Genomic DNA, 10,777 nt, shown 5'->3' on the forward strand with positions numbered 1-10,777 from the left:
CACCCGGCTTTGCCGTTTTGTATCCCTATGAAAAGAAACTGTCACCAATACTGACAATAACGCTACAGCACCGCCCCCTGATTAATGTGCACACTTGTACCAATCAATGTGTACGATCGTGCCACCCATTCGCACGACACCTTGCGCATTGCACAAACAAGAACAGTGCCCACCACAGGCACCGCCAAGGGGTTAGCAATGTATCCACTCAGCCAGGCTCCCGCTTTTATCTCTCACCGGCTTACGCTGGCATTACTGCTCAGCGCCAGCCTGCTTGCCGCCTGCGGTGGTGGAGGCAGCAGCAACGCCTCCACCGTTGCCAGTGATTCCCCGGCTACCCCGGAAACACCCCGTGAGCCGGAAACACCGGACCCGACCCCGGAGCCTGAGCCGGAACCCGAGCCCCTGAACCGCTACCAATTCGCCAATGGCTGCTACACCCTGCAAAGCCAGCAACAGTTTCTGGCCACCAGTGAAGACGGCTATGGCCTCACCAACGACGCCGGTAACGCCACCGCCTTCTACATGAAGCCCACTGATCTGGGACGCTACTTGCTGCTGTCGGATTATCAACGTGATCCCGGCAGCGCCGGCAACAAACAATTGCTCGGCATCAGCGATCCAGCCGGAGAGTTTCTTGACCAGAGCGGCAACTTTGTCGGAGAGCTGAGCTATCTGGTATCTGGGCTGGGCGATACCCTCAATCTGGTGCTGGACCCGGTTGCCCCCCTCGGTGGCCTGCTGCGTGAACTGGGCGAAAGTCTGGGGGGTATCGGTACCGGGCTGGGTGACACCAACATCCAGCCCAGCCTGGCCATGGTCGATGACGCCAACGATCTGGCGGTCTGGAACCTGAACCGCAGCGACGGCGACACCTTTACCCTGGCCTCCAACGTGACTGGCCTGCTGCTCACCGCCGACGACGACGGCCTGACTCTCACTTCCCCGCAACTGGAAGCGAACAACAACCGTTTCACCCTGGCACCCAGCGACGGATGCAAGGCGTATCCGGAAGCCGAACTCAACGCCGTCGTCGCTGATAACGGCCCAGCCAACTACCTGACCGAGGTTCCCCGCTTCCAGAATGTGGACGGCCTGGACGACGATGACATCTTCGGCTTCGTGGATGCCCACAGCCATATTTCCGCCTATGAATTTATCGGCGGGCGGGTGAACTACGGCGACCCCTTCCACAAATTCGGGGTCGACCATGCCCTGCACGACTGTGCCGTCAACCATGGCCCTCAGGGGCTCACCGGGCTAATCGAACAAGTCACCAGCAACCCTGGTCCCCACGAAACCCGGGGCTGGCCGGACTACACGTTCTGGCCCCGCAGCAACTCATTGCAACACCACCAGAGTTACTACAAATGGATTGAACGGGCGCACCTGGCGGGCATGAAAATTCTCGTCAACCACCTGGTGCATAACGAAATTCTCTGCCAGCTCAATCCACAGAAACAGAATGACTGCGACACCATGGCCGCCATTGAAATGCAGGCCACACAGATGCATCGCATGCAGGATTACATCGACGCCCAGAACGGTGGCCCCGGCAAGGGCTGGTTCCGCATCGTCACCGATCCCGCCCAGGCCCGGCAGGTCATCGGCGACGGAAAAATGGCGGTCATCCTCGGCGTGGAGGCATCCAAGGCACTCAACTGTGGCGAGTTTCTCAATGCCCCGGAATGTACCCGCGAAGAAATCGTGGAACGGCTGGACCGGCTCTACGCCATGGATGTGCGCAGCCTGTTCCCGGTGCACAAATTTGATAATGCCTTCGGCGGCCACCTGCCCGATCTGTCCGAAGGCGTGGGTATCGGTGCCGTCCTGTATGGCGGCAACCTGCTGGAAACCGGTCATCTGGTGGAATTCGAGGACTGCCCGGATCATGACCATGAGGGTGACGCGATTGCTCTTGAAAACCCGCTTCAACCGCTGGGCATTTTTGACCAGCTGCTATTCCAGATCGACTACGTCGGCGACCGTTTCCCGGCGACGCCGGAAGAGTTCGCCGCCTACGATCCACGCCGTGGCACCGACCACCTGTGTAACACCCGCGGCCTCACCGACCTGGGTTTCTTCCTGATCGAAGAACTGACCCGCCGCGGCATGATGATCGAGATTGACCATATCAGCCGCAAAGCCGCCACCCAGATTCTCGATGTTACCGGTGCACGCGACTACCCGATTATCAACAGCCATGGCAACTGGACCGGCACCGAAGCCCTGCGCGATCAGATCGCCAGCCAGGGCGGCGTTACGGCGTCGTTCGGCAGCGTGCGCGGCAACTGGGTAGACCAGCTGACCCGCGACGGCAATCGCCCCCGCGACCCGGCCTTCAAGGTTGGCCCCTTCGGTGGCGCCCCATTTGCGTCCGACGTGAACGGCATTGCCAATCTTGCCGGCAACCCCGGCACACCTGATCAGGAAGCCGAGCTTTACCCCTTCACCTCGGTGGATGGTCAGGTGCAATTCAACAAACAAATTACCGGTGACCACGCCTTCAGTCTCTATGAAGGCCGTGGCGTGGCGCACTACGGACTCTATGCGGACCAGATCGCCGACATGATGCTCAACAGTGATCGTCCGCAGGAAGACATTGATGACGCGGTGAACCAACTGTTCACCTCGGCAGAAGCGTACATACGGATGTGGGAACGACTGGAGCAAGCCGCGCAATAGCGGCCATACCTCCACATAAAACATGCAACCTTTCAGGCAGCAGCAACAATAAACGACAACGGGGAACCGATCATGAACATGAACCGATTCTGGCCGGCCATCGCACTGGCGGTCACTCTGGCACTCACCGCCTGCGGCGGTGACGGCGGCGGCTCATCACCGACCACTAATCCCGCCACACCCAACAATCCCGACAATGGCGGCGACGGTGGTGATGGAGGGGATGACGGTGGTGATGGCGGCGATGATGGAGGGGATGGCGGTGACGGAGGCGACACTACGCCCCCCGATACCGTTGGCCGAACGTTCCTCATCAGCCCCGGTGAAGACGCCACCGAAGACATGGTCAACGCCATGGTCCAGCTGCGTCCAAAAGACACCCTGCAATTCGAATGCGGTTACTTCGAACTGGACCAGGGTATCTTGATCCAGGCCACCGAAGATGTACTGATTAAAGGTTGCGGCAAAGATGAAACCATTCTGTCATTCAAAGACAGTGTCAACGTGACTGGTCTGGAAGCGCTGAACATTCGCGGCATTACCGTGGAAGATCTGACCATCCTCGATTCCCCCGGCGACGCCTTCAAATTGAAGAGCGTAAAGTGGGGCACCCTGCGTGGCGTACGTGCCATGTGGTCCGGCGGTGGCGAACCGATCACCGCAGATAACTACGCGGAAAAGATCCATGTGTCCTGTACCGCGCCCCCTTACAACGAGGGAGACTCCAGCCCGGATTACACCCCCAGTTCCGCCAGCGGCCGCTACGGCATCTACCCGGTAGAGTCAGAGAACATTCTGGTAGAAGACAGTGAATCCATCGGCGCCAGCGATGCAGGCATCTATGTTGGCCAGACCAACACCGCCATCATTCGTAACAGCCGTGCCGCTTATAACGTAATGGGTTTTGAAATCGAAAACGTGCAAGGCGGCGAGTACGACAACAACATTGCCGAGTGTAATACCGGCGCCTTCCTGATCTACGACCTGGAAAACATCACCCGTTACGGTGATACCTCGGTGATGATCAACAACACCGCTCGCAACAACAACACCTACAACTTTGCCCATAGCGGCCTGGTCTCTGTTGTTCCCCGTGGCACGGGCTTTATTACCCTGGGCTACGACAACATCGAAGTACTCAACAACACCTTCGAAGACCACAGCACGGCGGCAGTAATCCACGTTAGCTATGAGTTGATTGATGGCAAAAACAACACTGCCGACAAAAAAATCGACCCCTATACCGAAGGGCTTCACATCCATAACAACGTGATGAAGAACTCCGGTTATGATCTGCCGCCCCCGGATCTGGAAAAGCTTGCCAATGGCGAAGTAGAAAGTGTGCTGCCGACCCTGATCGGCCTGAAAAACCTGCCTGAGCTTTCCCCCAACCTTCTCGAAGTGCTGGCCAGCCTGCCGAACCTCCTGAATCTGGGTAAAGGTGCTCACATCGTCTGGGATGGTCTGCGCGACGACCTGGATGAAGACTGCCCCTATCCGGTAGACAACAATGGTGATCCGGTACCCATGTGGGACAGCGGCAAACCCATTCATACCAACGAGCACCCGAATCCCAGCTGCCACTACAACGCCTACAAGTTCAACGAAAATGGCGACCGCATCCTGCCGGAGTGGGGCACCTGTATTCATGATAACGAACTGGACAGCGACAGCGCGCCCTACCTGAACTTCCACGGCACCGATGGGCTGGAACTGGTACTGGCCATTGCTGAACAGGATTTCTCTATTCTGGATCCCGCAGGCATCAGAGGTGCCATTGAGGGGTTACTGAATATCGCCTCCGACACCGACATGTCCGAGCATGATTGCCAGGCCCGTTTCGGTACCACCCTGGCATCACTGCCACGGGTAGAAATCCCGCCCTTCGAGCCAAGCGGTGAGTTCGACCCAGCACCTTCGGATGAAGTTGTCGATTTCTACTGTAGCGCTGAAGTTGCAGACGGCGAAATCAACCGCGAAGCACTGAACTACAACTGCCCGACGCTGGCTCAGTACAACCTGTTTGCCGATGCTGAAGATCCGCGCAGCACACCAAACGAAAGCGGCCAGCCCTTTGTGCTGAACACCAAGCTGTTCTCTGATTACTCAACCAAGTATCGGGTCGTGTTTGTGCCACCCGGCGAGCAAGCGGTGTACAGCGACGGCCAGGGCGGCAACAACGTCAACGGCAGCATCGTGTTCCCGGAAGGCACCGTGATTGCCAAAACCTTTGCATTCACCGATGAAAGCCAAGGCACCGAAGTACCGGTAGAAACCCGCTTGCTGATCAAACGCAGGAACAGCCAGGACAGCGCCGTCTGGGTAGGCCTGCCCTACATCTGGGAAGAAGACGACGGCAAGAGGGTTGCGCGCCTGGCCATGAACGGGGGCACCGCGTCGGTGGCCTGGCATTACCGTGATGCCGATTCCAACACCCTGCTCACCGGCAGCACCGATGGTTACACCATTCCTAACGGCAACCAGTGCGTGACCTGTCACGCCAATGATGACCAGCCGGCAGGCAGTGCCCCCATTGGGCCCAAGCCGCGTAACCTGAACCGTGCCTACAAAGCGGAATCTGCCTTTATGGGAACCAGCGGTCAGGCCGGCTTCCCGGCAGTAAACCAAATCAAGCAATGGAAGGATTTGGGTATCCTGACCGGCGTACCGGAGTTGACCATCAGCAATGGGGTGGCCACCAACATTGAGCATCTGCCACGTTGGAATGTGCCCGGTGACAGCGGAGAAACCGCCAACTCAGCGGCGGATATCGAAAGCCGTGTGCGTGCCTACCTGGAAGTGAACTGTCAACACTGCCACAACGACAAGGGCGCCGCGTCCAACACCGGTTATTACCTGGATCACTTCCGCGATGTGAACGCCAGCTACGGGGTGTGCAAGAAGCCCACTGCCACTGGTGGCGGCTCCTGCGGTCGCCAGCATGTACTGGTCCCCGGTAGTGCGGGCAGCTCCATCGTCTCCTGCCGTATCGGCGCAGAAGATGATCCGCAGAAAATGATGCCGCCGATTGCCCGCAGCGTCGCCCATGGCGAAGCCACCGCACTGATTGATCAGTGGATCAATAACGTCGTGGACAGCAGCTATACGAACGCTGGCGCCTGTAACTGATCGACCCCCCTCCCTCCTCTCCAGCACCATCGGAGAGGAGTGCAACACCCCCTCCCTGCAAAGGGAGGGTTCTTATGCCGCTCCTGCGGCCGCCATGTGCTTCACGCAGCATGCAACGCGCAACGGGCACCCTGCCTCAAATATTTCCGTCTCTTTCGCGAATGGCTTTTAACGGCGCGGATAATTTGTCCGGATGACGCGGATGAATGGCGGCATAGCATTCAAAAATTTCTGCCAGATCCTTCTCTACATCGCCGCACGGCTCGATTACCCGGGCAAAGGTAATCTCCTTTTTACCGTAATCCGCAGTCGCCACCACAATCGGCACGCCCGCCTGCTGGGCGATACGATAAAAACCGGTTTTCCACTGCGTTGCCCCGCCGCGGGTACCTTCTGGCGCCACCACCATCACCAGCTTGTCGCGGGAGTTGAACTGCTCCACGGTCTGCTCGACCACGCCGCCAGCTTTATCACGCGCAATGGGCAGAGCGCCCATCCAGCGGAGCATAGAGCCAAACAGCCCTTTGAAGGCGCTGTCCTTGATCATCACGTGAGCATCCAGCCCCAACTGCATCATCGCCGCCAGGGTATAGATACCATCCCAGTTAGACGTGTGTGGCCCACCAATAATCACCGCCTTGGGTACCGCCGGCATGGGGTTGGTCACCCGCCAGCCAGCCAGGCGCAAAAAGCCACTGGCAAGCGACCGGGAGAAAGCATTACCGCGACGGGGATAATCAAAGTCCTGGGGTGACGACATGGGATTGTCCATTGCAAAGAGAGCGGCGATCATACGCACGCAGCCCCACGATCACATTGGCACTAACGCCCAACGTATACACCAAGCGATAATCGGCCCCATGCACCCTCTGCAATACCTGACTGGCTACCCCACACAAATCCAGCAGCAGGCCCAAGCCCTGCTGGATCAGGGGCGACTGGGCGACTATCTGCTACAGCGCTATCCCGACAAGCATGAGATTCAAGGCGAAGCAGGCTGCTGACCAACCCGTTGCGTACTCAGCGAGACCTGAAGGGTGCAGCTGTTGTGTTTTGTCGCGACGGACAGGGTGGTTCCCTTTCCTAGCGGCAAAGCGCAGCAGATGTGCGCTTCAGATCTCGCCCTACGGGGCTTTCAGGCTAGCCCACACTCGTTGTTGCACTTTCTCGACAGGCAACCAGCATGCCTTTAAAAGTGCGCCTAGATTGTGAGCCAGCCTGAAAGCCTGAGCATGCAAGGGGTTGGTCAGCAACCTGCCTGCCCCTGTTCCAGTACGCCAACACCCTGAAACAACAATACCTGCGCAAGGCGCCGCCACTGGGCAAGGCTCACTACGACGCCAAACTGAAGACACTCAGCCAGGCATTGGGCATGCATACCCGGCAAACCCGCATTCATGGCAGCAAACTACGCAGCCATAACAGCCTGCGCATCGCCAGCCAGTTCAAGGCGGCGCCTGAAGCCTTTCTGCGCATGATCGTGGTCCACGAGCTCGCCCACTTCAAAGAAGCTGACCACAACAAGGCCTTTTATCAACTCTGCTCGCACATGGCCCCGGACTACCACCAGCTTGAGCTCGATACCCGCCTCTGGCTGCTCTGGCAAGACACCTCAAGCGGCTGAGAACCCGCCCATTACCCGGCCCGACCAGCAGCCCTGCAACGCTCAAAACCTCTTTATTCAACAAGCATTTACATTCACGATCACATATATAGCCAAAGAGCATGCCTGCCCGTTTCATGTCCTCGCCATAAGGGCGTAGTATGAAATGACTTAACGTCATAACGCAGGGTCATCAGTGCCTCGGTTTGTGGCAATACTGTACTGATCCTGCGCCAGTGTTCCCGCTGGCGGCCGTTCTATCCGCCGGCGCGGGACTCCAATCAGAGCCCAGGAGGTGTGTAGTGACACGGATTGGCCAGGACACCCTTAACAGCAAAAAAACGCTGCAAGCCAACGGCAAGACCTATCATTATTTCGATATCAATACGGTCGCCGACAAAGGCTGGGGTGATCTCAGCAAGCTCCCCTTTTCCCTCAAAGTCCTTCTCGAAAACCTGCTCCGCTTTGAAGACGGTGACAGCGTTACCAGTGCCGACATCGAAGCCGTGATGCGCTGGCTGGAACAGAAACGCTCCGACAAGGAAATCAACTACCGCCCGGCCCGGGTACTGATGCAGGATTTTACCGGGGTACCCGGCGTCGTAGACCTGGCTGCCATGCGCGATGCCATCAAGAAAGCCGGCGGCGATCCGGGCCGCATTAACCCACTAACCCCCGTGGACCTTGTCATTGACCACTCGGTGATGGTGGACAAGTTCGGCAATCCCCAGGCTTTCGCAGAAAATGTGGAAATCGAATACCAACGCAACCGGGAGCGCTATCAGTTCCTGCGTTGGGGGCAAAAAGCCTTCGACAACTTCCGCGTGGTGCCACCGGGCACCGGTATCTGCCACCAGGTAAACCTGGAATACCTGGCCAAGGGGGTGTGGTCGTCAGATGCTGACGACGGCAACACCTACGCCTACCCGGACACCCTGGTGGGCACGGATTCCCACACCACCATGATCAACGGCCTGGGGGTACTGGGCTGGGGCGTGGGCGGCATCGAAGCGGAAGCCGCCATGCTTGGCCAACCCATCGCCATGCTGATTCCCGAAGTGATTGGCTTCAAGATCACCGGCAAACTGCGTGAAGGCATCACCGCCACCGACCTGGTGCTGACCGTTACCGAGATGCTGCGCCGCCGGGGTGTGGTGGGTAAATTCGTGGAATTCTTTGGCGACGGTCTGGCCGACCTGACCCTGGCCGACCGCGCCACCATCGCCAACATGGCCCCGGAATATGGCGCCACCTGCGGCTTCTTCCCCATTGATGAACGCACCACCGAGTATATGTCGCTGACCGGTCGTGACGCGGACACCATTGCGCTGGTGGAAGCGTACTGCAAGGCCCAGGGCCTGTGGCGCTCCAGCAGTGACCCGGATCCGGAATTCACCGACGTGCTGGAACTGGACCTGAACGACGTGGTGCCCAGCCTGGCCGGCCCCAAACGGCCGCAGGACCGGGTACCGCTCACCTCAGTAAAACGCACCTTTATCGACGTAGTCACCGACACACTGAAACTCAATGACGAGGAAATCAGCAAGCTGGAAGGCGAAGGCGGCCAGACCGCCGTGGGCAACCACGAACCCAGCGGTGGCGATGTGCCCGTGGTCATCGACGGCAAGAAACATCACATGAGCCACGGCGACGTGGTGATTGCCGCCATTACCTCCTGCACCAACACCTCCAACCCCAGTGTCATGCTCGCCGCCGGGCTGGTGGCCAAGAAAGCCGCCGAGAAAGGCATGAACCGCAAGCCCTGGGTGAAAACCTCACTGGCCCCCGGCTCCAAGGTAGTCACCGATTATCTGGATGTGACTGGCCTGCAAAAACCGCTTAACGATATCGGCTTCGATCTGGTGGGCTACGGCTGCACCACCTGCATCGGCAACTCCGGGCCACTGCCCCCGGAGATCGACAAGGCCATCTCCGATGGCGACTTGGTGGTCGCCTCGGTACTGTCCGGCAACCGTAACTTCGAAGGCCGCGTACACCAGAGCGTACGCACCAACTGGCTGGCTTCACCGCCGCTGGTGGTGGCCTATGCCCTTGCCGGGACCGTGAAGATCGATCTGGATTCCGACCCCATCGGCAAGGACAACGACGGCAAGCCGGTCTACCTGAAAGACATCTGGCCCAGCTCAGAAGAAATTCAGGCCGAGCTGGTGAAGATCAACGACGACATGTTCCGCAACCAGTACGCCAGCGTGTTCGAAGGCGATGAAACCTGGCAGAGCCTGCCCATCCCGGATTCACAAACCTACGACTGGGACAGCAGCTCCACCTACATCCAGAACCCACCGTTCTTCGACGGACTCACCGCCGAAATGGACGATGTGCAACCCGTGAAAGACGCGCGCATTCTGGCGCTACTGGGTGACTCCATTACCACCGACCACATCTCCCCTGCCGGGGCCATCAAGGCTGATTCTCCCGCTGGCCATTACCTGCAAGGGCACGATGTGGAGCCCATTGACTTCAACTCTTACGGCTCACGCCGGGGGAATCACGAAGTCATGATGCGCGGCACCTTTGCCAACATCCGTATCCGTAACGAAATGACCCCGGACATCGAAGGCGGCTTTACCAAGCACTTGCCCGAAGGCGAGGAAATTTCCATCTACGGCGCGGCCATGCGCTACCAGAAAGACGGTGTCCCCACAGTAGTGGTTGCCGGCAAGGAATACGGCACCGGCTCCAGCCGTGACTGGGCCGCCAAAGGCACCAACTTACTGGGCGCCAAGGCAGTGATCGCCGAGAGCTACGAACGGATCCACCGTTCCAACCTGATCGGCATGGGCGTGCTGCCGCTGCAATTCCCGGAAGGCACCGACCGCAAAACGCTGAATCTGGATGGCAGCGAAGAAGTGGATATCCCGGATCTGGACAACAACCTGAAACCGAGTGACACCATCACCGTGGTGTTCCGCCGCGATGGCAAGGAGCAAAAGGTCGACGCCATTTCCCGCCTGGATACTGCAGCGGAAGTGGAGTATTACAAAAACGGCGGCATCCTCCATTATGTGTTGAGACAGATGATGAAATAGAAACGCTGCACGTTTAACGCAACACGCGACAACGCAGGCCAGCCGCGTTGTGTGCAGCAAACCCAGGAGGCCGCGCCCGGAAACGGACGCGGTCTCCTGTATTTTTGTCCCCCATCGTAGGTCGCATTAGCCTAAGGCGTAATCCGACATCTGGCATGCCCCTCCTCCCCTGTTGTCGGCTTACGCAACTTAGCAGACCTCAATAGAGCGGGAACTTTCCCAACCTCCTCTATCTATTTTTCGTAGCTCGTAGCTCGTAGCTCGTAGCTCGTAGCTCGTAGCTCGTAGCTCGTAGCTCGTAGCTCGTAGC

The 10,777-nt window shown here is 58.4% G+C and carries 6 protein-coding genes; 5 read left to right on the forward strand and 1 reads right to left on the reverse strand.

All coding sequences use genetic code 11. From position 1 onward, the window contains the following. Positions 1–198: 198 nt before the first annotated feature. The gene (locus CL546_RS04510; protein WP_290493223.1) at positions 199–2,685 is read left to right on the forward strand and encodes a membrane dipeptidase; all 2,487 of its coding nucleotides are present in this window, start codon (positions 199–201) and stop codon (positions 2,683–2,685) included. Between the two features lie 72 nt (positions 2,686–2,757). Further along, entirely contained in the window at positions 2,758–5,814 is a 3,057-nt protein-coding gene (locus tag CL546_RS04515; protein WP_290493224.1) for a parallel beta-helix domain-containing protein, read from the forward strand. Positions 5,815–5,950: 136 nt separating this feature from the next. Here the strand turns inward: CL546_RS04515 and CL546_RS04520 are convergent, their stop codons facing one another. Then, positions 5,951–6,574, reverse strand: a complete 624-nt coding sequence (locus tag CL546_RS04520) for a lysophospholipid acyltransferase family protein (RefSeq protein ID WP_290493225.1) — start codon at positions 6,572–6,574, stop codon at positions 5,951–5,953. Between the two features lie 100 nt (positions 6,575–6,674). On the opposite strand from CL546_RS04520, the gene CL546_RS04525 reads away from it, so the two are divergent. The 3 genes from CL546_RS04525 (at position 6,675) to acnA (ending at position 10,467) form a co-directional block, all read left to right on the forward strand. Then, positions 6,675–6,818: a hypothetical protein gene (locus CL546_RS04525; RefSeq protein WP_290493226.1), complete on the forward strand. Its 144-nt coding sequence runs from the start codon at positions 6,675–6,677 to the stop codon at positions 6,816–6,818. Between the two features lie 314 nt (positions 6,819–7,132). Then, positions 7,133–7,438 (forward strand): M48 family metallopeptidase, encoded by a 306-nt coding sequence (locus tag CL546_RS04530; protein WP_290493228.1) that lies wholly within the window; start codon positions 7,133–7,135, stop codon positions 7,436–7,438. A gap of 281 nt (positions 7,439–7,719) precedes the next feature. Beyond that, entirely contained in the window at positions 7,720–10,467 is a 2,748-nt protein-coding gene (gene acnA / locus CL546_RS04535; protein ID WP_290493227.1) for an aconitate hydratase AcnA, read from the forward strand. Positions 10,468–10,777 lie beyond the last annotated feature (310 nt).

It is taken from the genome of Alcanivorax sp. (assembly GCF_002726155.1).
Taxonomy (GTDB): Bacteria; Pseudomonadota; Gammaproteobacteria; order Pseudomonadales; family Alcanivoracaceae; genus Alcanivorax.